This window comes from Stenotrophomonas sp. YJH_SMC_17 (assembly GCF_059371655.1).
Map to the genome: position 1 here is coordinate 1037207 of NZ_JCAFUU010000001.1, position 22732 is coordinate 1059938.

The window sequence follows — 22732 nt, forward strand, 5'->3', positions numbered from 1 at the left end:
GACGCCCCCACGCCTGGAACGGTGGCCGGCAACTGCCGGCCGCGGGCGATGATCAGCCCGTTGCAGCGGCCCCCAGCCGCCGCTGGTCGCTGACCTCCAGCATCCGCCACTGTCCCTTGCCGAGATCGCCGAGCTGCAGCCCACCGATCGCGACCCGGACCAGGCGCAGCACCTGCAGGTCGAAGGCCGCCAGCAGGCGGCGGATGTGACGGTTGCGGCCCTCGTCGAGGACCACCTCCAGCCACGCGGTCTTGTCGCCGCTGCGCAGCACGCGCACGGCCTGGGCGACGAGGAACTCGCCCTCGTCCTCGATACCGGCGCGCAACGCAGCCAGGGTGTCCTCGTCGGGCAGATGGTCCACCTGCACGTGGTAGGTCTTCTGTGGACCGGTTTCCGGATCGGTCAGGTGCGCGGCCCATTGCGGATCGTTGCTGAACAGCAACAGGCCTTCACTGGCCTTGTCCAGCCGCCCGACCGGGGCGATCCACGGCAGGCCGGCGCCATCGAAGCAGCGATAGACGGTGTCGCGGCCACGCTCGTCCTGCACGGTGGTCACCACCCCACGTGGCTTGTTCAGCATCAGATACAGGCGCTGCGGCGCGCCCATCGGCTGGCCGTCAACCTCGATCGGCGGCGCCGGCTGGCCAATCGGAAATTCCGGATCACGCACGATGCGTCCGGAAACACGCACACGGCCATCGGCGATCCAGCGCGCGGCTTCGCTGCGCGAACAGACACCCGCCTTGGACAGCACGCGCGCCAGGCCATGGCGGACACCGGCGGGCGTGGCAGCGGGAGTCGCACGCCCACGCGTTGCGTGGGAGCGGGCGGCGGGGGATGCAGGCGGGCGGCGCGTACGCAAGCCTCTGCTCCCCGCAGCGCTTACTTCTTGTCGACCGGCTTGGTTTCAGCCGGTGCTTCGGCTGCGGCCGGCGTGGCGGCCGGTGCCGGGCGGGCCTTCACCACGCGCACGCCACGCGCCTTCATCCAGGCGTCGAACTCTTCGGCGGTCATGCGCTTGCCGTTCTGGCTCATGTCGAAGCGCCAGGGCGTGTTGTCGAATTCGGTCTGCGGCTTGTACGCCGCCGGATCGTTCGGCTTCACCGCCGGTGCGCTCGGGATGGCCTTGGCGATGTTCTGGCAGCCATCGATGCGCAGACGCTGCAGCACCTGGTCCAGCGACTGCGACGGATCGTAGTTGCTGCTCAGCACACCGGCCGGCATGCCCAGCTGGTTGCCACGGATGTACAGCTCGTCGGCCACCGGCGCGATGGTCGTGGCCGGCAACGGCAGCGGCGAGGCGCTGGTGTTGACCGAGCAATCGACCGCAGCGTGGGCGGCGGGAACCAGGGCCAGCGCCAGGACGGCGGCCGATGCAGAGCGCAGCATGAGGGGCATCCACGGAAGGAAGTGACGCGGCGAGTTTAGCAATGCCGCGCCAGCTTTCAAGCGCCACTTTCAATGAATACGGCAACTCATTGGTTTTACGAACAAAATCCCGACGAACGGTCACCTTTGCACAGGCAAGGCTGGATTCGAGGCCGCAGAAACAACAAGACCCGGCCGAAGCCGGGTCCTGCTGTGTCTTGCGGGCAGAGCGTCAGAACTTAGTTCTGGACGTTCAGCTCGGTACGACGGTTCTTGGCGCGACCTTCCGGGTTGTCCGAACCATCCGGGTTGGTGTTCGGAGCAATCGGACGGCTCTCACCATAGCCGATCGGGCCGACCAGGCGACCGGCGTCAACGCCGTTCTTGGTCAGGTAGTTGTACACGGCGGTAGCGCGACGCTCCGACAGCTTCTGGTTGTAAGCGTCGGTACCCTTCGAGTCGGTGTGACCGGCAACTTCAACGCGCAGATCCGGGTAACGCTTCAGGATCTCGGTGGCTTCGCTCAGGATCGCCACGGCGTCCGGACGCAGGTTCGACTTGTCGAAGTCGAAGTTGACGCCCTTCAGGTCGATGGAGACCGGAACCGGGCAACCGTCCGGACCGATGGTCTGACCCGGCTGCGAGTTCGGGCACTTGTCGTCGCAGTTGTTGACGCCGTCACCGTCGTCGTCCAGGTCGGCGCAGCTCGGGGCAACCGGAGCCGGAGCCGGAGCAGCCGCGACCGGAGCCGGGCCCAGCGGGATCACGACGCCGACCGAAGCCAGCACGTCGCCGAACCAGCTTTCGTTGCGAGCGGCAACGCTCTGGTCGTCGAAGTCAGCGCGGTAGGCCACTTCGGCGCGGACAGCAACGCGCTTCTCGAAGGTGGTCTGCAGACCGACGCCGAGCTTGGCGGCAACGTTGCCGTCCTTGCGCTGACGCGGACCGTTGTTGTCCAGTGCCGGGTACTCTTCTTCCGACTTCTGGTAGCCCAGGCCACCCACGATGTACGGGTTCCAGCCGCGGCCTTCCTTGATGAAGTGGCGACGCAGGTCCAGCGAAATGCCGTACTGCGACCAGTTCAGGTCCTGGTTCGAATCGAAGTTCGGGTTCTGATAGTTCAGCTCACCGTCCAGCGACCAGTTCGGGCTGATGAACTTGCCCAGGCCCAGGGTGACGAACGGAGCGTCATTGGTCAGACGGTCGCTGTCCTGGAAGTTGAAGCCGGCCGAACCGGTCAGGTACCAGCGGTCATCGAACTCCTGCGCGGAGGCAGCCTGGGCGAAAGCCAGACCACCCAGCAGCGCGGCAGTAAGGATCTTCTTGTTCATTGAGTACAGCTCCTATTTCGGGGGTATGAAACCGGTAGAGGCATGGGCCAGCACTACTGCGTCGATGTTCGACAGCCGATTCAGCACGCCACCGCCGCGAACATTATGCTCAGGCGGGTGAAGGTCATGTTAACAGTCCCGTAACATGTGAAGTGTTGCGCCCGACCCTCCACCGGTCCGACGTTGAAACCCTATACAGGATGATGAAAATCCGCAAGACCCTCACACCACAAGGGTTTGAGGAGGTTTAGGTGCAGGAAACGACATACTGCGCGACGCACTGCTTCACACGGTTCAGCGCGTCTGCGGAAAGGTGAGGAACCTTATGATGGGATTACGAACCCAGCCGGAGCCGAGATGAAAGCCGTCGCCCTGAGTCGTGAATCCGCCCCCGCCCTGGGCGATGTCCAGCTGCCTCCGCCGTTGCCTCCCACCGGCCGTGATCTGCTGATCCGGGTCGAAGCAGTCTCGGTCAACCCGGTCGATGGCAAGCAGCGCGCCGCCACTGCCCCCGCCGTGCTCGACGTGCCGCGCGTGCTCGGCTGGGACGCTGCGGGTGTGGTCGAAGCGATCGGCGAAGAGGCCAGCCTGTTCGCTTCTGGTGACGAGGTTTACTACGCCGGCGATGTCACCCGCCCTGGGTGCAACGCGCAGTTCCATCTTGTGGACGAACGCCTGGTGGCGCGCAAGCCGACGACGCTCGACTTCGCCGAAGCGGCGGCCCTGCCGCTGACCACGCTTACCGCATGGGAACTGCTGTTCCAGCGCATGCCACTGCAGCTGGATGATCGCCGCCATGCCGGCCAGCACCTGCTGGTGATCGGCGGCGCAGGCGGGGTTGGATCGATGGCGATCCAGCTGGCCCGGCATGCCGGATTCGAGGTGATCGCCACCGCCTCGCGCGAGGCGTCGATCAACTGGTGCCGGCAGATGGGCGCCCAGCAGGTGATCGACCACCGGCAGCCGCTGCTGCCCCAGCTGCAGGCGCTGGGCATCGACGCAGTACAGGTCGCCCTCAATCTGGCCGACACTGACCAGTACTGGGATGAACTGGGTCAGGTGCTGGCGCCACAGGGCCATGTCGGCCTCATCGTCGAACCGCGCGGCGCACTGCGCATCGGCGATCCCTACAAGGCCAAGTGCATCGGCATCCATTGGGAGTTCATGTTCGCGCGTTCGCGTTTCGCCACCGCCGACCGCATCGAACAGCACCGCATCCTCAGCCGTGCAGCCAGCATGATCGACGCGGGCCAGTTGCGCGGCACCCTCAGCGAGACGCTGGGCACGATCAATGCGGCCAATCTGGACATCGCCCATCAGCGCCTGGCCAGCGGGCGCACGGTGGGCAAGCTGGCGCTGGCCGGCTGGGGCGACTGACGCGCCGGTAGCGCCGAGCATGGGCTCGGCGCTGCAGCTTCCGCCTGTGGCAGCGGATTGGCTGTCATCTGTATCTATGGATGATTCGGAAACGGGGATACGGTGGAAACAGATCCTCCCCTTCCCGAGCGTGCCATGCCCACCGCCCTGCCCCTGCGACTGCTGCAACTGATCGTTGGCCTGTTTCTGTACGGCTTCGGCGCCTCGCTGATGATCCGTGCCGCGATCGGCGTGGCACCCTGGGATGTGCTGTCGCAGGGCATCGCCGCACAGACACCGCTGTCCTTCGGCCTGGCCACCAACGTGATCGGCGCGCTGGTGCTGCTGCTGTGGTGGCCGTTGCGGCAGAAGCCGGGCGTCGGCACCGTGCTCAACGTGATGCTGATCGGCCCGTCGGCGCAGTTCGGCCTGTGGCTGCTGCCGCCTGCCATGGGCCTGGGCTGGCAGCTGGCGATGTTCTGCGCCGGCATGCTGTTGGTTGCGCTGGCCACGGGCCTGTACATCGGTGCCAGGCTCGGGCCTGGCCCGCGCGACGGCCTGATGACCGGCCTGCACGCCCGCACCGGCTGGCCGATCTGGAAGGTGCGCAGCCTGATCGAAGGCAGCGTGCTGCTGCTGGGCTGGTGGCTGGGCGGCAATGTCGGGCTCGGCACCCTCGCCTTCGCCTTGCTGATCGGCCCGCTGTGCGGGGTGACGCTGGGCTGGTTCGGGATTGGCCGGCCGATGCCGGGACCGCGCCCGGCGAGCGCGCAGCGCGGCCACGGGTAGCCGCGTCGCCGGGCATGGCCCGGCGCTACCGATTCGCCAGCCCTTGCCCCGACCGACGTTTCGCGGCACGCTTCGCGCTTCCGTACGCAAGCGTATCGACCATGTCGCCAGCCAACGAAAGCGCCTATCCCCACTTGTTCACTCCGCTGGACCTGGGCTTCACCCAGCTGCGCAACCGCGTACTGATGGGCTCGATGCACACCGGCCTGGAAGATCGCGCCCGTGATTTCCCGCGCCTGGCGGCCTATTTCGCCGAGCGCGCCGAGGGTGGTGTCGGCCTGATCGTCACCGGCGGCTTCGCGCCCAACGTGGTGGGCTGGCTGAAGCCGTTCGGCGGCAAGCTGTCCTGGCCGTGGGAAGTACGCCCGCACCGGCAGCTCACCGCTGCCGCGCACCAGCATGGCGCGAAGATCTGCCTGCAGCTGCTGCATGCCGGCCGCTATGCCTACCATCCGCTGTCGGTGGCACCGTCGAAGCTCAAGGCGCCGATCAACCCGTTCACCCCGCGTGCGCTGTCGGCCAGCGGCGTCGAGCGGCATATCGCCGATTACGCACGCAGCGCCAAGCTGGCCCGCGAGGCTGGCTACGACGGCGTGGAAGTGATGGGCTCGGAGGGCTACCTCATCAATGAGTTCATCGCCCCGCGCACCAACACGCGCACCGATGCCTGGGGTGGCGACGCGCGACAGCGCATGCGCTTCGCGGTGGAGATCGTGCGCCGCATCCGCGAGGCCTGTGGCCCGGACTTCATCATCATCTACCGCCTGTCCCTGGTGGACCTGGTGGAAGACGGCAGCAACTGGGAAGAGATCGTGCAGCAGGCGCAGGCGATCGAGGCGGCCGGCGCGACGATCATCAATTCCGGCATCGGCTGGCACGAAGCGCGCATTCCGACCATCGCCACCTCGGTGCCGCGCGCGGCCTTTGCCGGGGTCACTGCCAAGCTGAAGCCGCATGTGACGGTGCCGCTGGTGGCGACCAACCGCATCAACATGCCCGAGGTCGCCGAGCGCATCCTGGCCGATGGCGGCGCGGACATGGTGTCCCTGGCACGCCCGCTGCTGGCCGACCCGCAATGGCCGAACAAGGCCCGTGCCGGCCGCGCCGAGGCGATCAACACCTGCATCGCCTGCAACCAGGCCTGCCTGGACCACGTGTTCGAGAACAAGCTGGCCAGCTGCCTGGTCAATCCGCGCGCCGCGCACGAGACCGAGCTGGTCTATCGCCCGACCGCTGCGCCGAAGAAGATCGCCGTAGTCGGTGCCGGTCCGGCCGGGCTGGCCTGCGCCACGGTCGCCGCCCAGCGCGGCCATCAGGTCACCCTGTTCGATGCCAACGAGGAGATCGGCGGTCAGTTCAACGTGGCCAAGCGCATCCCGGGCAAGGAAGAGTTTTACGAGACGCTGCGCTATTTCCGCCACAAGCTGGCTGAAACCGGGGTGCAGCTGCGTCTGGGCACCCGTGCCGACGCAAGCCGCCTGGCCGGCTTTGACGAGGTGGTGCTGGCCACTGGCATCACCCCGCGCAGGGTCGACTTCCCTGGCGCCGACCATGCCAAGGTGGTCAGCTACCTGGACGTGCTGCTGGGCCGGGTCCAGGTGGGCGCCAATGCGGCGATCATCGGCGCCGGGGGCATCGGCTTCGATGTCGGCGAGTTCCTCAGCCATGCCGGCGAGTCGCCGTCGCTGGACCCGCAGCGCTGGATGGCCGAATGGGGCGTTGACGCCAGCTTCGAAGCGCGCGGCTCGCTGGCCAGGCCGCAGGCAGAAGCCTCGCCACGCCGGCTGTGGCTGCTGCAGCGCAGCCCGGGCAAGCCCGGTGCACGGCTGGGCAAGACCACCGGCTGGATCCATCGCGCCACGCTGAAAGCCAAGGGCGTGCGCATGCTCGGCGGCGTCGAGTACCTGGGCGTTGACGATGACGGCCTGCGCATCCGCGTTGATGGCAGCGAACAGCTGCTGCCGGTCGATCACGTGGTGATCTGCGCCGGGCAGGAACCGAACCGTTCGCTGCAGGCCGAGCTGCAGGCGGCCGGCATCAACACGCAGCTGATCGGCGGTGCCGACGTGGCCGCAGAACTGGATGCGAAGCGGGCCATCGACCAGGGCAGCCGGGTCGCCGCCGCGCTCTGATGAGTGCCTGAATGGGGGGCGGAATGTGATTTCCGTCACCCCTCCCGAACCTGAATGTCAAGCCGGACGGTTCACGATGCATTCGGCTATCCCCCCCTACCTTGCGCCATCTTCCGCTCACCAGCCAGTTTCCGGTGAGCCGGTGCGGTCCCCTCGATCGGTACTGATCGTTTCTTTTGGGGCCGCCCACGGGGCGGCCCCGATGGCCGCCTCCCCATGACGCCAAGTCGTACCCCGTCCCGCAGCCCCCGCTGCGGGGGCCGGGAAGTGCGGCCCATACGGAGCAAGGAGTTATATGAAACTGGCCTGGATTCTCTGGCTGTCGCAGTTGTTGCCGCAGCCGGCCGCTGATTCATTGTGTTTGAGCACCACCGTTTACCTGGAAGCCCGCGACCAGACCCTGCGTGGCCAGCAGGCCGTCGCCGAGGTCGCCCTGCGTCGCCTCGACAGTGGCCTGTGGGGTGACTCGATGTGCCAGGTGGTCACCGCGCGCAAGCAGTTCGCACCGACCATCGTCTCCCCCGGCACCCAGCTGGGCAATGACGCGGCGTGGAGCGAGGCGATGAACGTGGCCTTTGATGCCGAGCGCAACTGGGCGCTGCCGGCCGGCGAACGCCGCGAGATCGTGCCCGGTGCCAGCCACTTCGCCGCGCTGTCCATCGCCAGCCCGAACTGGCGCAACGCCTACCAGGTGGCCACCATCGGCGATCACACCTTCTACAAGGTGCAGAACCTCAAGCCGCGGCAGTCGTAACGATCCGTGCTGGCGGCGGCGTTGCCGCCCGCCGGCAGGCTCTGGGATAGTGGGCGTTTCCCGCCCGCATCACCTGGAGTTCCCATGAAGCTGTACAGCAAGCCCGGTGCCTGTTCCACCGCCGACCACATCGCCCTGCAGTGGACCGGCCAGCCGTTCGAGGTTGAACTGCTGAACAAGGACACCCTGAAGGGTCCGGAATTCCTCAAGATCAATCCGGCCGGCGCCGTTCCCGCGCTGGTCGACGGCGACTTCGTGCTGCTGCAGAACGCCGCGATCATGGGCTACATCGCCGACAGCTACCCGCAGGCCGGCCTCGCGGGTGACGGCAGCCCGCGCCAGCGTGCCGAAGCCACCCGCTGGCTGGCCTTCGTCAATTCCGACGTGCACCCGGCCTTCTCGCCGCTGTTCGCACCGGGCAAGTTCATCGCCGACGAAAGCCAGTTCGATGCGATCCGCGCCGCCGCACACAAGCGCCTGCGCGGGCTGTTCGAGACCGCTGACAAGCAGCTGGCGGACAAGCCTTGGCTGGCCGGTTTCCGCAGCTACGCCGACCCGTACTTCTACATCACCCTGCGCTGGGCCGCCGGCACCAAGGTCGACCTGTCCGGCCTGGACAACCTGGCTGCCTACAAGGCACGCATGGACGCCGATGCCGGCGTGCAGGCCGCGCTGAAGGCTGAAGGCCTGGCCTGACCTTGACCAGGGGTCAGAGCCGTCCGCATGGCGAACGGATCTGACCCCACCGGTTCCACCCGCCCGGTCAACCGATCTGGCGGATCACTTCACCCTTTGCATCGCGCAGGTAGGTCGGCACCACCTCGATGCGCAGTGCTCCCGCCACCGGGTAGAGGCCACGTTCGGCACGCACGCCTGCCAGGGCCTGCAGCCCTGTCTCGTCCAAGGGCCAGCGCGCGCTGTCAGTGGACACCTCGCCGGCTTCACCGGGCCCGGCCGGAATGAATTCCCACTGCCGCTCGCGGCTGACCAGCTCCAGCGATCTGCCGTGTCGCAGGCGCAGCGGCAGCAGTTCACACACGCTGGCCACCTGGCCCGCGCCAAGCACCAGCGTGGTGACGCCCGCCTCCTGCCCCCAGTCCAGCGTCTCGATGAACAACATGCCGGTGCTGGAGCCCTCGCGCTCGCTGCCGGCCCGCACCCGGGCCGTCAGTGCCGGATCGTCCAGCAGGTTGCCGCGATGCAGATCACTGATCCACAGCGGCATCGCCGGCTGCAGCGCCTGCAGCACACCGCGCGTCGACCAGCGCTTGACCGCCTCCATCTCTTCGTCGGTCAGGCCGACCAGCTGCAGGAACTGCAGGTGGCCATTGGCGGTGTCGCGCGCCGGCAGCTGCGGGTCGGCAATGAAAGCCAGGTGGCACAGGCGCGTGTCGGTCTCCAGCGCGATCGGGCCATTGGCATTCAGATGGTGACCATCCTCGAACACGTTTCCGCTGCCAAACACGTAGCGCGCCAGGTTCTGCAGCAGGTTCATCGGCCACACCGGCGGCGAGCTGCCAGCGTTCTCACCGGCGTCGGCAGCGAGGCGGAAGGTCAGCTCGAAACCATAGCCGCTGGCGGCGGCATCGCTGCTTTCCTTGGTGTACAGCTCGGAGAAGCCGTAGGTGACGTAGTGCCAGTGCGGCACCGGCGCATCCGCCCAGTACACGCTGATGCCATCCAGTGGATCCTGGCCGCCGAGCGTGTACGGCAGCGCGGTGCCGAAATGACGCGGTTCCTGGCCTGCATACAACGGCGCCAGTGCTGCGTTGATCGCGTCCCAGCCTGGGGTGTCGGTGTCGTCGTGGTCGTCCTGCACGCGGGACTCCTTGTGGGGAAGTGAACCGATCACTTTACGCGGTGGCTCAGGCCTGCACGACCTCGCCACCATCATTCACCATCGACGCCTGCGTTTCCTGCCACCAGCGCTGCGCCAGCGCCGGGCTGCGCGCCTTGCCCACCGCCGTCAGAAGTTCCGGGCACAGGCGCTCCAGCGCCACCGCATCGGTGCAGCGCTCGATCTTCAATTGCATGAAGTAGCCCTTCAGGCCGAGATGGCGCCGTACGGCTTCGCTCATCGCGTCGTACAGGTGCTGGTACAACGCCGGATCCTGTTCGCGGCCGGCGCTGATGCCGCGTGCCGGTGGCGCCTCAGCGCTGCCGCCGATCACTTCGATCAGGCCCTGCGCTGCCAGCTGCTCCAACGCATCGGCCGGCGCGCGCAGGCCTTCGAACAGACCGCGTATTTCAGTGTCGTCGCGATGGCCGTCGACCATCAGCAGGATCGACCGCAGTGCTGCCGGCAGGCGCCGGCCACGGTCTTCGATTTCCTGACGGCCAGCCGCCGTCTTGGCGTGCAGCAATGCCATTGCCTCCCCCTCCCTTCATGCGCCATGCCAGCGCGCCCTTGCGGGCACGCTCCCCTGCAACCGAGCTTAGCGCACCGGTTGCAGGGAGGAAGCTGCGGTGCAGCAACGGCCTCCCCTGTAGAGCCGAGCCGATGCTCGGCTGCCTTGGCAAGGCATGCGGAGCCGAGCATCGGCTCGGCTCTACAGAAGCAGGTCAGCGCCCCAGCGCGCGGCGGATCTCCTCCAGCGCGCTGGGATCATCCAGCGTCGACAGGTCACCCGGATCACGCTGTTCGGCCAGCGCCTGCAGCGAGCGCCGCAGCAGCTTGCCGGAGCGGGTCTTGGGCAGTGCATTGACCACGTGTACGTGCGCCGGGCGTGCGACCGCGCCGAGCGAGGTGGTCACCGTGGCCATCATCTCCGCCACCACCGGCGCCGGATCCTCACCGTTGAGCCCCTGCTTGAGGGTGACGAACACCAGCGGCACCTGCCCCTTCAACTCGTCCTTGACCCCGATCACCGCCGCCTCGGCCACGCGCGGATGGCTGGAAATGGCTTCCTCGATCTCGCGTGTGCCGAGGCGATGCCCGGCTACGTTGATGACATCATCGGTGCGACCGAGGATGAAGGTGTAGCCATCGTCGTCGCGGATCGCCCAGTCCAGCGAGCTGTACAACAGTTCCTTGAAGTGGCTGAAGTAGCTCTGCAGGAAGCGGCTGTCATCGTTCCACACGGTGCTCATGCAACCCGGCGGCAACGGTGGCGACACCACCAGCACGCCCTTCTGCCCCGGCGCGACCTCCTCGCCGGTGTTCTCGTCGATCACCTTCATCCGGTAACCAAGATTGGGGAGACCAGGCGAACCGAAGCGCACCGGCTTCATTTCCAGGCCCGGCAGCAGGGTCAGTGCCGGCCAGCCGGTCTCGGTCTGCCAGTAGTTGTCAATGATCGGCTTGCCGAGCGCTTCACTGATCCAGTGCGCGGTCGGCTCGTCCAGCGGCTCGCCGGCCAGGAACAGGTACTTCAGTGCGCCCAGGTCATGCCGGTGGATGAAGTCCGCGTCGTGCTTCTTCAGCACGCGGATCGCGGTGGGCGAAGAGAACATGGTGCGCACGTTGTACTGCTCGCATAGCGCCCACCAGATGCCCGGATCGGGATTGGTCGGCAGCCCTTCGTACAGCAGCGAGGTGCAGCCACCGATCAGCGGGCCGTAGACGTTGTAGGAATGGCCGACGGCCCAGCCGACGTCGGAGGTGGAAAACATCACCTGCCCTGGCTTGCAGTCGAACACGGTTTCCATCGACTGCGCCATCGCCACCGCATAGCCACCGACATCACGCTGCACGCCCTTCGGCTTGCCGGTGGTGCCGGAGGTGTACAGCAGGTAGCTCGGCTCGCTTGCTTCCAGCCATTGCACCGGCACATCGACTTCACCGATCTGCGCGCGCAGCGTGGCGTACTCCACGTCACGGCCCGGCACGCGTGGTTCGGCTGCGTCCAGCCCGCGCGACACGATCAGCACGTGCGGTGGCGGTGAAGCCGCTTCAGCGCAGGCGGCATCGACCATCGGTTTGTACGGAATGAGCTTGCCACCGCGCATGCCGGCATCGGCGGCGATCAACAGCTTGGGCCTGGCATCGTCGATGCGCAGCGCCAGGTTATGCGCGGCAAAGCCTCCGAACACCACCGAATGCACCGCACCGATGCGCGCGCACGCCAGCATCGCGAACACGGCTTCGGCCATGTTCGGCATGTAGATCACCACGCGATCGCCGTGGCCGACACCGAGGTGCTTGAGCACCGCGGCGAAGTCGTTCACTTCGCGGTACAGCTGCCGATAGGTGATCTCGCGGGTGCTGTTGGTCTCGGTGGAAATGGCAACCAGCGCGAGCTGGTCGGCGCGCTCGGCCAGGTGGCGGTCGACGGCGTTGTAGCAGAGATTGGTTTCGCCGCCGACGAACCAGCGCCGGAACGGCGGGTTGCTGTAGTCGAGCACCTGCTGTGGCGGTTTGTGCCAATGGATGCGCTTGGCTTCCTCGCCCCAGAAGGCCTCCGGCTCGTCGATCGAGCGACGGTAGGTTTCCTCGTAGTTCATGACGCAGCCCTCCCAGACAAAGTCATGGGTTCGAGGATAGTCCGGCGCTGGCGTGCGGGCCGCCCTACCTTGGTAGGGGGTGGGGTTTGTTCTGCAGGGCTTGCAGCCCTGCGCCTGCAGAAGCCGAAGCAACAGCAGAAGCTGGCTTACCGGGGATGGCGGGGCGGGTCCGGTTGCGGGGGACGCCGTGAATCCGTCCATGGAGGCTCGGTCGCCGCTTGCTCGTGTGCGCAGTCCTGCGCACACGGCAAGACCGGGGTTGGGCGTCCTGCCCAACCCGCCCGAGGCATGCCTCGGGCCCATGCGGCTCACGCCCCCTCAACCGGACCCACCCCGCCTTCGACAGACTTCCGCGATCTGTCGGAGCACGGGGTCGGATCCCAGATTCAATATTCAATTCGATATCTGACAGAAAAATCGTGTCGACCAAGGTCGACACCTACCAAGACCAACAGCGACAGCCGTTACCAACCGCCGCAGGAATCTGTCGGGGGTGGGGCGGTGTGGGTTGGCAGGACCGTTGGCGCCATGGATGGCGCCATCGAGCCCCCATGGATGGGTTTACGGCGTGTCCTGCCTACCCACACCGCCCCGCCACCCCACGGACAGCCCGCTTTTGACGTTGACGTTGATTCTGCGGGTGCAGGGCTGCAAGCCCTGCCGGCCCCTAGAACGGAGCTGCGGACTCGAACGCGAGCGCCTCGCCCGTCAGCGGATGCGTAAACCGCAGGCTGCGCGCATGCAGATGCACGCGGTGCGCCGGTGCCGCGTCATACAGCACGTCGCCAACAATCGGATGGCCAAGACTGGCCATGTGCAACCGCAGCTGATGGCTGCGGCCAGTGATCGGTTCCAGCGCCACGCGCGTGCGCTGCGCTTCAACATCACGCGCCAGCACGCGCCAACGCGTCAGCGCCGGCTTGCCGCGCCCATGGTCGACCATCTGCTTCGGCCGGTTCGGCCAGTCCACGATCAGCGGCAGGTCCACTTCACCGGCATCGCTTTCGATCACACCCTGCACGACGGCTTCGTAGCACTTGCCGACCTGGCGCTGCTCGAACTGCATCGACACTGCGGCCTGCATCTCCTTGCCGCGCGCGTGCAGCAGCAGGCCCGAGGTGACCTGGTCCAGCCGGTGCACGGTCAGCGCGTCCGGGTACACCGCCTGCAGGCGCGCGACCACGCAGTCCTGGTTCTCGGCGCTGCGGCCGGGCACGGACAGCAGGCCGGCCGGCTTCTCGGCCACCAGCAGCGCGTCGTCGATGTAGTGCAGGTGGATCATGCGGTTCCAGGAATTCCAAATGAAAACGGGGAAGCCGAAGCTTCCCCGTTTTCTGCGTACCGACCAACGGTCGGCACCTACCGGCCGAGGCCCGTATCAGCCCAGCAGGTGGGCGACGCCGGCGCGCTCTTCTTCCAGCTCGGCCAGGGTCTTGTCGATGTACTTCTGGCTGAAGTCGTCGATCGGCAGATCCTTCACCAGGGTGTACTTACCGTTCTCGGTGGTCACGGCGAAGCCGAAGATCACGCCTTCCGGAATGCCGTAGGAACCGTCGGACGGCACGCCCATGGTGACCCACTTGCCGTTGCTGCCCAGCACCCAGTCACGCACGTGGTCGATGGCGGCGTTGGCGGCCGAAGCGGCCGAGGACGAGCCACGGGCTTCGATGATCGCTGCACCGCGCTTGCCCACGGTCGGGATGAAGGTGTTGGCGTTCCACTCCTGGTCGTTGATCGCATCGGCGATCGACGCGCCATCGGCGGTGGCGAAACGGTAGTCCGGGTACATGGTCGGGCTGTGGTTGCCCCACACGACCAGCTTCTCCATGCCACCGACCGGCTTGCCCAGCTTGGTCGACAGCTGGCTCAGGGCGCGGTTGTGGTCCAGGCGCAGCATGGCGGTGAAGTTTTCCGGCTTCAGGTCCGGGGCCGACTTCATGGCGATGTAGGCATTGGTGTTGGCCGGGTTGCCGACCACCAGCACCTTCACGTCACGGCTGGCGACCTTGTTCAGCGCCGCGCCCTGGGCGGTGAAGATCTTGGCGTTTTCCAGCAGCAGGTCCTTGCGCTCCATGCCCGGGCCACGCGGACGTGCACCGACCAGCAGGGCGATGTCGGCGTCCTTGAACGCGACTTCGGCGTCATCGGTGCCGACCATGCCGGCCAGCAGCGGGAAGGCGCAGTCTTCCAGCTCCATCATCACGCCCTTCAGGGCGGCCTGGGCCTTGTCCACCGGCAGTTCCAGCAGCTGCAGGATGACCGGCTGGTCCTTGCCCAGCATTTCGCCGGAGGCGATGCGGAACAGCAGGGCATAACCGATCTGGCCGGCGGCGCCGGTCACGGCAACACGAACGGGTGCTTTCATGGGGGTTTCCTCTTGCTTGCAAGCGTTTGATGGGACGCCGCGGGCAGAGCCACGCAGGCCTGGCGGGCGGCGGGGAACAGGGAAACGGCCACCCGTGGGTGGCCGTTTCGAAGGGGAATCAGGCGGCGAGGTGCTTGTTCCACTCGGCGACGCGGTCGGCCTGGGCGGCCAGCACGGCGTCGACGTCGCCTTCCAGGGTGATCGAATGGATCACGTCGCCCTGCTTGACCGAATCGACGATGGCCTGGCCTTCCAGGACCTTGCCGAAGACGGTGTGGCGGCCGTCCAGCCAGTCGGTCTTGATGTGGGTGATGAAGAACTGGCTGCCGTTGGTGTTCGGGCCGGCATTGGCCATCGACAGCGAGCCGACCTCGTGCTTCACGCCATTCTTCTCGTCTTCGAACTTGTAGCCCGGGCCGCCGGTGCCACGACCCTGCGGGCAGCCGCCCTGGATCATGAAGTCGGCGATCACGCGGTGGAAGATCAGGCCGTCATAGAAGCCGTGCTTGACCAGGTTCACGAAGTTGGCCACGGTCAGCGGCGCCTTGTCGGCGAACAGCTCGACCTTGATCGGGCCCTGGGTGGTGTCGAAAGTGGCGATGAGGGACATGAAGATCCTTGATGCAAAGGGGAATGCGTCTAGCCACCTAGTTTACACCCGCCTCGTGTCGGCGGCGGCTTCGACCATGGGTGAAGCGCCTCGCTTCAGCCCACGGACGGGGAGCCGCGCCACCGGGTCCTGGCGGCCTCGGCCGGGGCCGCGGACAGTCAGCTGAATGGGGGCCGTGACGGGCGTGAACTCCATCTTTTCGCGAATCGTCAAGTTCGACGTATAATGTTGGACTTCTTTTTCCAAATCCGGCGCCGACTGGCCCCCTTTCGTATGTCCATCGAAAATCTTCGCAACATCGCCATCGTCGCCCACGTCGACCATGGCAAGACCACCCTGGTCGACCAGCTGCTGAAGCAGTCCGGCACCCTGTCCGAGCGCACCGTCCTCGCCGAGCGCGTGATGGACAGCAACGACCAGGAAAAGGAACGCGGCATCACCATCCTGGCCAAGAACACCGCCATCACCTGGGAAGACAAGAAGACCGGCATCAAGAACCGGATCAACATTGTCGACACCCCCGGGCACGCCGACTTCGGTGGTGAGGTCGAGCGCGTGCTGTCGATGGTCGACACCGTGCTGATCCTGGTCGATGCGATGGACGGCCCGATGCCGCAGACCCGCTTCGTCACCCAGAAGGCCTTCGCGATGGGCTTCAAGCCGATCGTCGTGGTCAACAAGATCGACCGTCCGGGCGCGCGTCCGGAGTGGGTGATCGACCAGGTCTTCGACCTGTTCGACAAGCTCGGCGCCACCAACGAGCAGCTGGACTTCCCGATCGTCTACGCCTCGGCCCTGAACGGCTACGCCGGCCTGGAAGACACCGTGCGCGACGGCGACATGACCGCGCTGTACGAAGCGATCATGCAGCACGCCCCGCGTCCGGAAGTGGACCCGGAAGGCCCGTTCCAGATGCGCATCAGCCAGCTGGACTACAACAACTTCGTGGGCGTGATCGGCATCGGCCGCATCCAGCGCGGCACCCTGAAGAAGAACATGCAGGTCGCGGTCATCGACCGTGAAGGCAAGAAGCGCAACGGCAAGGTCGCCCAGGTACTGGGCTTCCTGGGCCTGGAGCGCATCGAGCAGGACACCGCCGAAGCCGGTGACATCGTGGCCATCTCCGGCATTCCGGAACTGACCATCTCCGACACCCTGTGCCACCCGGACACCCCGGAAGCGCTGCCGGCACTGACCGTCGACGAACCGACCATCTCGATGACCTTCCAGGTCAACAACTCGCCGTTCGCCGGCAACAAGGACCTGTCCGGTGGCAAGTTCCTGACCAGCCGCCAGATCAAGGACCGCCTGGACCGCGAGCAGGTCCACAACGTGGCCCTGAAGGTCGAACAGCTGGAAGACGCCGACAAGTTCCTGGTCTCCGGCCGTGGCGAACTGCACCTGTCGGTGCTGATCGAGAACATGCGTCGTGAAGGCTACGAGCTGGCCGTGTCGCGCCCGGAAGTGATCATCAAGGAAATCGACGGCCAGATGATGGAGCCGATCGAGCAGCTGGTGGTGGACATCGAAGAAGTGCACCAGGGCGGCGTGATGGAAAAGCTGGGTACCCGCAAGGGCCAGCTGAAGAACATGGAGCCGGACGGCAAGGGCCGCGTGCGCCTGGAATACCAGATCCCGGCCCGTGGCCTGATCGGTTTCCAGAACGAGTTCAAGACCCTCACCCAGGGTTCGGGCCTGCTGTTCCACGTGTTCGACCACTACGGTCCGAAGGAACAGGGCGCCATCGCCAAGCGCATCAACGGTGTGATGATCGCCAACGCCCCGGGTACCACGCCGGCCTACTCGCTGGGCCCGCTGCAGGAGCGCGGCAAGCTCTTCGCTGCTGAAGGCGACAACGTGTATGAAGGTCAGCTGGTCGGTATCCACTCCAAGGACAACGACCTGACCGTCAACGCGATCAAGACCAAGCCGCTGACCAACATGCGCGCTTCGGGCAAGGACGATGCGATCCAGCTGACCCCGGCGATCAAGTACTCGCTGGAACAGGCCCTGGACTTCATCGAAGACGACGAGCTGGTCGAGATCACCCCGAAGGAGATCCGTCTGCGCAAGAAGTTCCTGACCGAAAGCGACCGCAAGAAGGCTTCGCGCGGCGGCTGAGCCAGCACCCCGTGAACCCGAGCGGCTACAACCCGGATCCACACCGACATCCGGGTCTCCACGTCATCGCCCTGCTCGAAGCGAGCAAGGCGATGCTGGCGCTGTTGGCGGCCACCGGGCTGGAAGTGCTCGGACCGCAGCCGCTGCGGCACGGCATCATGGTCCTGATCCGGCGTTTCAGCCTGGATCCGGACCATGGCACCCTGCCCTCGCTGCTGCACATGATCAGCCCCGACGCGGTGCACCTGGCCGCGGCGGGGATGATCGGCTACGGCCTGCTGCACCTGGTCGAAGCCTGGGGCCTGTGGCGGGCCAAGGCCTGGGCCTCCTGGCTGGGCTGCCTGACCGCCTCGCTGTACCTGCCCTTCGACATCTTCGCGATCATCCGCCATCCCGGCTGGCCGTCGTGGACGATCCTGGCGATCAACCTGATCGTGGTCTACGTCCTCGCCCGCGACCTGCGCAAGCGCCACCGCTGAGCACCGGCTACACTGGGGATTGGAGCCGACCAAGCCGCCCCATGCGCCCGTCCTTGACGCCTCTGCTGACCTGCCTGCTCGCCGCGCTGCCTGCGCTGCTTTCGGCTGGCTGCAGCCCCGCCACGTCCAGCGCCCATGCGGCCGAACCTGCGAGCCGCAACGTGCCGTTCCCGTATGCCGAAACCGATGTCGCCGACCTGCAGGCGAGGATGACCGCCGGCGAGCTGGACAGCACCACCCTGACCCAGGCCTACCTGCAGCGCATCGCCAGCCTCGACCGCACCGGGCCGCGCCTGCGCGCGGTGATCGAGCTCAACCCCGATGCCCTGAAGGAAGCGGCCGCGCGCGACCGCGAGCGCCGCGAAGGACGCCTGCGCGGCCCGCTGCACGGCATCCCGCTGCTGCTGAAGGACAACATCAACGCCGCGCCGATGGCCACCAGCGCCGGCTCGCTGGCCCTGCAGGGATTCCGCCCGGACGACGCCTACCTGGTGCGCCGGCTGCGCGAGGCCGGTGCCGTGGTGCTGGGCAAGACCAACCTCAGCGAATGGGCCAACTTCCGCGGCAATGATTCGATTTCCGGGTGGAGCGCACGCGGTGGCCAAACCCGCAATCCCTATCGCCTGAGCCATTCGCCCTGTGGCTCCAGCAGCGGCAGCGCGGTGGCCGTGGCCGCCAACCTGGCCAGCGTGGCGATCGGCACCGAAACCGACGGCAGCATCGTCTGCCCCGCCGCCATCAACGGCGTGGTCGGCCTGAAGCCGACGGTCGGCCTGGTCAGCCGCGATGGCATCGTGCCGATCTCTTTCAGCCAGGACACCGCCGGGCCGATGACACGCAGCGTCGCCGATGCCGCCGCTGTGCTGACCGCGATCGCCGGCCGCGACGATGCCGATCCGGCCACCGCGACCATGCCCGGCCGCGCGGTCTACGACTACACCGCCCGCCTGGACCCGCAGGGCCTGCGCGGCAAACGCATCGGCCTGCTGCAGACGCCGCTGCTGAAGTACGGCGGCATGCCGCCCCTGATCGAACAGGCCGCCACCGAGCTGCGTCGCGCCGGCGCCGTGGTGGTGCCGGTGGAGCTGCCCAACCAGGGTGCCTGGGCCGAGGCCGAGCGCACGCTGCTGCTGTACGAATTCAAGGCCGGGCTGGAGCGCTACTTCAGCACCCATCGCGCCCCGCTGCGCAGCCTGGCCGAGCTGATCGCCTTCAACCAGGCGCACAGCAAACAGGAACTGGGCCTGTTCGGCCAGGAGTTGCTGGTGGAGGCTGACGCCACCGCGGGCCTGGCAGACCCGGCCTACATCCGCGCACGCAGTGAAGCCCGCCGCCTGGCCGGTCCGGAGGGCATCGATGCCGCCCTCGCCGCCCATCAACTCGATGCGCTGGTGGCGCCGACCACCGGCGTCGCATGGCCGATCCGCAGCGAAGGCGACGACTTCCCCGGCGAGAGCTACAGCGCCGCTGCCGTCGCGGGTTACCCCAGCCTGACCGTGCCGATGGGGCAGATCGACGGCCTCCCGGTAGGCCTGCTGTTCATGGGCACCGCCTGGAGCGAACCAAAGCTGATCGAGATGGCCTACGCCTACGAGCAACGCACGCGCGCGCGCAAGCCGCCGCACTTTGATACCGACGCACTGATCGACGCCGGCGAGCCTTGATCGTGTTTCTGTAGCGCCGAGCCCACGCTCGGCTTCACCGGAAAATCGAAAGCGACCGAGCATGGCCCGGCTCTACAGAGGCTGGTCAGGCTCCGCCGGCACGATCGCCGCTTCACCATCCTCCGCGCCAGGCGAACGCACATCCGCGGTGCGCGCCCGCGGACCGCGCGGCATATCCAGCTCATCATCGTGCTGCACGCGTGCACGGACCTGCGGCAGCGCCTGCGGATGCTCGCGCGCAAGGAAATCGAGCATGCGCTCGCGCACCAGGCAGCGCAGGTCAAAGGCATCGCCGGAACTGCGTGCGCTGACCAACAGGCGTACCTGGATTGCGCGTTCGCTGGTTTCGGTCACCTGGGTCACGCAGACCCGACCATCCCACAGCGCTTCGCCACGACAGATACGCTCCAGCTCGGCACGGATCGCCGCGATCGGTGCCCGGTAGTCCAGCCACAGGAAGGCCGTGCCGAGCAGATCGGCACTGCGTCGCGTCCAGTTCTGGAACGGGTTCTCGATGAACCAGGTCAGCGGCACCACCATCCGCCGCTCATCCCAGATGCGCACTACCACGTAGCTGCTGCCGATCTCCTCGATGCGGCCCCACTCGCCTTCGACGATCACCACGTCATCCAGGCGGATCGGCTGCGTTACCGCAATCTGCAGGCCGGCAATGAGGTTGCCGAACACCGGCTTGGCCGCGATACCCGCCACCAGGCCGATCAGGCCCGCCGACGCCAGCAGGGCCGTGCCGATCTTCTGCACCATCGGGAACGTCAACAGCACCAGCGAGGCACCGAGCACGATGATGCCGCCCATCAACACGCGGCTGAGCACCCGCGTCTGGGTCTGGATGCGGCGTGCCTCCAGGTTGTCGGAGACATCGATGGGATGGTTGCGCAGGATCGCGCGCTCACCCGCGGCGACCGCTCGCACCAGCAACCAGATGAAGCAGGCGGTCAGCGCGATGTGCAGCACATGCTGCAGATTGCCCAGCACGGGATCCTGCAGCGGCGTGGCCTGCAGCGCTGGAATCAACAGCAGCAGCGGCCATGCGGTGGCCATCGGCAATCCAAGCACGCGACCGATGCGCGCGCGCCGCCGATCACGCCCTTTCAGCCGGTGATAGATCCACAGGATCAGCCACGCACCGACGCCGCCCACCACTGCTGCCAATCCCAACGGCCATGCGTAGGCCTGTGCGGTTTGCCAGTGCACCGTTGCCACCTCCACTCGAACAGCCAAGCGGACAGCCTCGCGCATGGCGCATGAGCGTCACGTCAGTCGTTCGTAAGCAGGGTGTTGGTCGGCAGGGCTTGCAGCCCTGCACCTGCTAGAAGCCGAAGCAACAGCAACGGCAGAAGCGGGCATTCCGTGGGATGGCGGGGTGGGTCCGGTTGCGGGAGACGCCGTAAACCCATCCTTGGGGGCTTGGCCGCGGCATCCATGCCGCGGACACTCCCGCAACCGGACCCACCCCGCCTTCGACAGATTTCCGCGATCTGTTCGCGCTTCTGTAGAGCCGAGCCATGCTCGGCTCAAATCTCACAGATATCGATATATTCGATTTCCATAGTGATTCATCCACGAATGGCGTGGATCTACCGCAGGTCGCAGAGATCTGTCAGAGGCGGGGCGGTGTGGGTAGGCAGGACCGTTGGCGCCATGGATGGCGCCATCGAGCCCCCATGGATGGGTTTACGGCGTGTCCTGCCTACCCACACCGCCCCGCCACCCCACGGAATGCCCGCTTCTGCCGTTGCTGTTGCTTCGGCTTCTGGCAGGTGCAGGGCTGCAAGCCCTGCCGAAAAACCCTTACCGCACCTGCTCCTGCTTGCGCACGATCGCCATCGCGATCTCCAGCGACTGCTCGTAATTCAACCGCGGGTCCACCGTCGAGCGGTACGCGCGCTCCAGGTCGCGCTCGGTCAGTTCGCGTGCGCCACCGGTGCACTCGGTCACGTCCTCGCCGGTCAGTTCCAGGTGCACACCCCCCAGGCGCGTGCCTGCGGCCGCATGCAGATCGAACGACAGCTCCACTTCGCCACGCACGTTGTCGAAGCGGCGCGTCTTGAAACCGTTGGCGGTGCTCTCGGTATTGCCATGCATCGCATCGCACACCCACAGCACACGGCGGCCGTCGCGCTTGACCGCATCCAGCAGCGGCGGCAGCTTCTCGGCAATCTGCGCGGCGCCCATGCGGTGGATGAAACTCAGGCGGCCCGGTTCGTCATGCGGGTTGAGCACGTCGATCAGGCGCAGCAGCTGGTCCGGCGTCACCGACGGGCCGACCTTGATCGCGATCGGGTTGCGCACGCCACGCAGGTACTCCACGTGCGCGCCATCCAGCGCGGCGGTACGCATGCCGATCCACGGGTAATGCGTGCTCAGGTTCAACCAGCCCTGCTGGCGCGGCACCTGCCGGGTCAGCGCCTGCTCGTAGGGCAGCAGCAACGCCTCGTGCGAGGTGTAGAAATCGATGCGGTTGAGGTTGTGCACGCGGGCCCCGGCCAGGGTCTCCATGAAGTGCACCGCATCGCCGATCGAGGCCACCATCTTCTGGTACTCGGCGGCCAGCGGCGAGTGGCTTACCCACTCCAGGTTCCAGTACTCGGGGTGGTGCAGGTCGGCGAAGCCACCATCGATCAGCGCCCGCACGAAGTTCATCGTCATCGCCGAGTGCGCGTGGGCCTGCAGCATCCGCTTCGGGTCCGGCAGGCGTGCCGCTGCGGTGAAGGCCGGCGCGTTGATCACATCGCCACGGTAGCTGGGCAGGGTCACGCCGTCGCGGGTCTCGGTATCGGCCGAGCGCGGCTTGGCGTACTGGCCGGCGAAGCGGCCGACGCGGATCACCGGCTGGCGCAGGCCGTGAACCAGCACCAGGCTCATCTGCAGCAGCACCTTCAGGCGGTTGGAGATGGTGCCCGATTCGCAGTCGCTGAAATTCTCGGCGCAGTCGCCCCCCTGCAGCAGGAAGCGCTTGCCCTCCTGGGCCTCGGCCAGCTGCTGCTTCAGCGCCAGGATCTCCCACGAGGTGACCAGGGGCGGCAGCCGCTTCAGCTCGTGCAGAGCGGCGTCCAGCGCCACCGGGTCCGGATAGGTCGGCATCTGCAGCGCGGTCTTGCCACGCCAGCTCTCCGGCGACCAGGCAGCGCCAGCGGCGGCTGCGGCAGGATCGGGGACAGGCGAAACGGCGGACAGGCTCATTGCAGACTTCCGGAGGTGGGGGGCGTTCATGGTCGCAGAGCCGACCGCTGTCGCAAAGGGTCGAACATCGTCTGCACATGACTGAACGCCGGGGAAAGCGCATCGCGATTGGCCAG

General features: G+C 66.7%; 19 protein-coding genes. 8 read left to right on the forward strand and 11 right to left on the reverse strand.

The window, feature by feature from the left end; translation table 11 throughout:
* Positions 1-52: 52 nt before the first annotated feature.
* The 3 genes from AC5P8Z_RS04955 to AC5P8Z_RS04965 all read right to left on the reverse strand — a co-directional run bounded on the left by AC5P8Z_RS04955 (position 53) and on the right by AC5P8Z_RS04965 (position 2699).
* The gene (locus AC5P8Z_RS04955) at positions 53-862 is read right to left on the reverse strand and encodes a pseudouridine synthase (protein WP_495228288.1); all 810 of its coding nucleotides are present in this window, start codon (positions 860-862) and stop codon (positions 53-55) included.
* 20 nt (positions 863-882) lie between these two features.
* Positions 883-1389, reverse strand: a complete 507-nt coding sequence (locus AC5P8Z_RS04960) for a hypothetical protein (protein ID WP_049468334.1) — start codon at positions 1387-1389, stop codon at positions 883-885.
* A 218-nt stretch (positions 1390-1607) separates the two neighbouring features.
* Complete coding sequence (locus AC5P8Z_RS04965) at positions 1608-2699, reverse strand: OmpA family protein (protein WP_286071062.1); 1092 nt, start codon at positions 2697-2699, stop codon at positions 1608-1610.
* A 357-nt stretch (positions 2700-3056) separates the two neighbouring features.
* Between AC5P8Z_RS04965 and AC5P8Z_RS04970 the strand changes: the two genes are divergently transcribed.
* The 5 genes from AC5P8Z_RS04970 to AC5P8Z_RS04990 all read left to right on the forward strand — a co-directional run bounded on the left by AC5P8Z_RS04970 (position 3057) and on the right by AC5P8Z_RS04990 (position 8426).
* Positions 3057-4076: a zinc-binding alcohol dehydrogenase family protein gene (locus AC5P8Z_RS04970; RefSeq protein ID WP_286071061.1), complete on the forward strand. Its 1020-nt coding sequence runs from the start codon at positions 3057-3059 to the stop codon at positions 4074-4076.
* Between the two features lie 135 nt (positions 4077-4211).
* The gene (yczE, locus tag AC5P8Z_RS04975; RefSeq protein WP_286071060.1) at positions 4212-4844 is read left to right on the forward strand and encodes a membrane protein YczE; all 633 of its coding nucleotides are present in this window, start codon (positions 4212-4214) and stop codon (positions 4842-4844) included.
* A gap of 101 nt (positions 4845-4945) precedes the next feature.
* A complete protein-coding gene (locus tag AC5P8Z_RS04980) occupies positions 4946-6976 on the forward strand; it encodes an NADPH-dependent 2,4-dienoyl-CoA reductase (protein ID WP_286071059.1) in 2031 nt (676 codons plus the stop codon).
* Between the two features lie 295 nt (positions 6977-7271).
* A complete protein-coding gene (locus AC5P8Z_RS04985; RefSeq protein ID WP_004154513.1) occupies positions 7272-7730 on the forward strand; it encodes a cell wall hydrolase in 459 nt (152 codons plus the stop codon).
* A gap of 84 nt (positions 7731-7814) precedes the next feature.
* Positions 7815-8426 carry a glutathione S-transferase N-terminal domain-containing protein gene (locus AC5P8Z_RS04990; RefSeq protein WP_286071058.1) on the forward strand — a complete coding sequence of 204 codons (612 nt, stop codon included), beginning with the start codon at positions 7815-7817 and terminating at the stop codon, positions 8424-8426.
* A 67-nt stretch (positions 8427-8493) separates the two neighbouring features.
* On the opposite strand, the gene AC5P8Z_RS04995 is transcribed toward AC5P8Z_RS04990, so the two are convergent.
* From AC5P8Z_RS04995 to AC5P8Z_RS05020, 6 genes are all read right to left on the reverse strand, one after another.
* Positions 8494-9549, reverse strand: coding sequence for a suppressor of fused domain protein (locus AC5P8Z_RS04995; protein ID WP_495228290.1), 1056 nt, complete (start codon positions 9547-9549; stop codon positions 8494-8496).
* Between the two features lie 46 nt (positions 9550-9595).
* Positions 9596-10099 (reverse strand): hypothetical protein, encoded by a 504-nt coding sequence (locus tag AC5P8Z_RS05000; protein ID WP_495228291.1) that lies wholly within the window; start codon positions 10097-10099, stop codon positions 9596-9598.
* Between the two features lie 193 nt (positions 10100-10292).
* Positions 10293-12173, reverse strand: a complete 1881-nt coding sequence (gene prpE / locus AC5P8Z_RS05005) for a propionate--CoA ligase (RefSeq protein WP_495228292.1) — start codon at positions 12171-12173, stop codon at positions 10293-10295.
* A gap of 667 nt (positions 12174-12840) precedes the next feature.
* The gene (locus AC5P8Z_RS05010) at positions 12841-13455 is read right to left on the reverse strand and encodes an RluA family pseudouridine synthase (protein WP_495228293.1); all 615 of its coding nucleotides are present in this window, start codon (positions 13453-13455) and stop codon (positions 12841-12843) included.
* 96 nt (positions 13456-13551) lie between these two features.
* A complete protein-coding gene (locus tag AC5P8Z_RS05015; RefSeq protein ID WP_004153634.1) occupies positions 13552-14538 on the reverse strand; it encodes a malate dehydrogenase in 987 nt (328 codons plus the stop codon).
* Between the two features lie 118 nt (positions 14539-14656).
* Positions 14657-15148, reverse strand: a complete 492-nt coding sequence (locus tag AC5P8Z_RS05020) for a peptidylprolyl isomerase (RefSeq protein ID WP_005408225.1) — start codon at positions 15146-15148, stop codon at positions 14657-14659.
* 273 nt (positions 15149-15421) lie between these two features.
* On the opposite strand from AC5P8Z_RS05020, the gene typA reads away from it, so the two are divergent.
* Genes typA through AC5P8Z_RS05035 form a run of 3 tightly spaced genes read left to right on the forward strand, consistent with a single transcriptional unit; the run spans position 15422 to position 19412 of the window.
* The gene (gene typA, locus AC5P8Z_RS05025) at positions 15422-17269 is read left to right on the forward strand and encodes a translational GTPase TypA (protein ID WP_286071053.1); all 1848 of its coding nucleotides are present in this window, start codon (positions 15422-15424) and stop codon (positions 17267-17269) included.
* Between the two features lie 11 nt (positions 17270-17280).
* Entirely contained in the window at positions 17281-17748 is a 468-nt protein-coding gene (locus AC5P8Z_RS05030) for a DUF2127 domain-containing protein (protein WP_049467554.1), read from the forward strand.
* Between the two features lie 41 nt (positions 17749-17789).
* Positions 17790-19412 (forward strand): amidase, encoded by a 1623-nt coding sequence (locus tag AC5P8Z_RS05035; RefSeq protein ID WP_495228294.1) that lies wholly within the window; start codon positions 17790-17792, stop codon positions 19410-19412.
* A gap of 72 nt (positions 19413-19484) precedes the next feature.
* Here the strand turns inward: AC5P8Z_RS05035 and AC5P8Z_RS05040 are convergent, their stop codons facing one another.
* Together AC5P8Z_RS05040 and AC5P8Z_RS05045 are read right to left on the reverse strand one after the other, a co-directional pair.
* A complete protein-coding gene (locus AC5P8Z_RS05040) occupies positions 19485-20672 on the reverse strand; it encodes a mechanosensitive ion channel family protein (protein WP_495228295.1) in 1188 nt (395 codons plus the stop codon).
* Positions 20673-21224: 552 nt separating this feature from the next.
* On the reverse strand, positions 21225-22616 hold the full coding sequence (locus tag AC5P8Z_RS05045) for a class II 3-deoxy-7-phosphoheptulonate synthase (protein WP_495228297.1): 1392 nt from the start codon (positions 22614-22616) through the stop codon (positions 21225-21227).
* Positions 22617-22732: the final 116 nt, after the last annotated feature.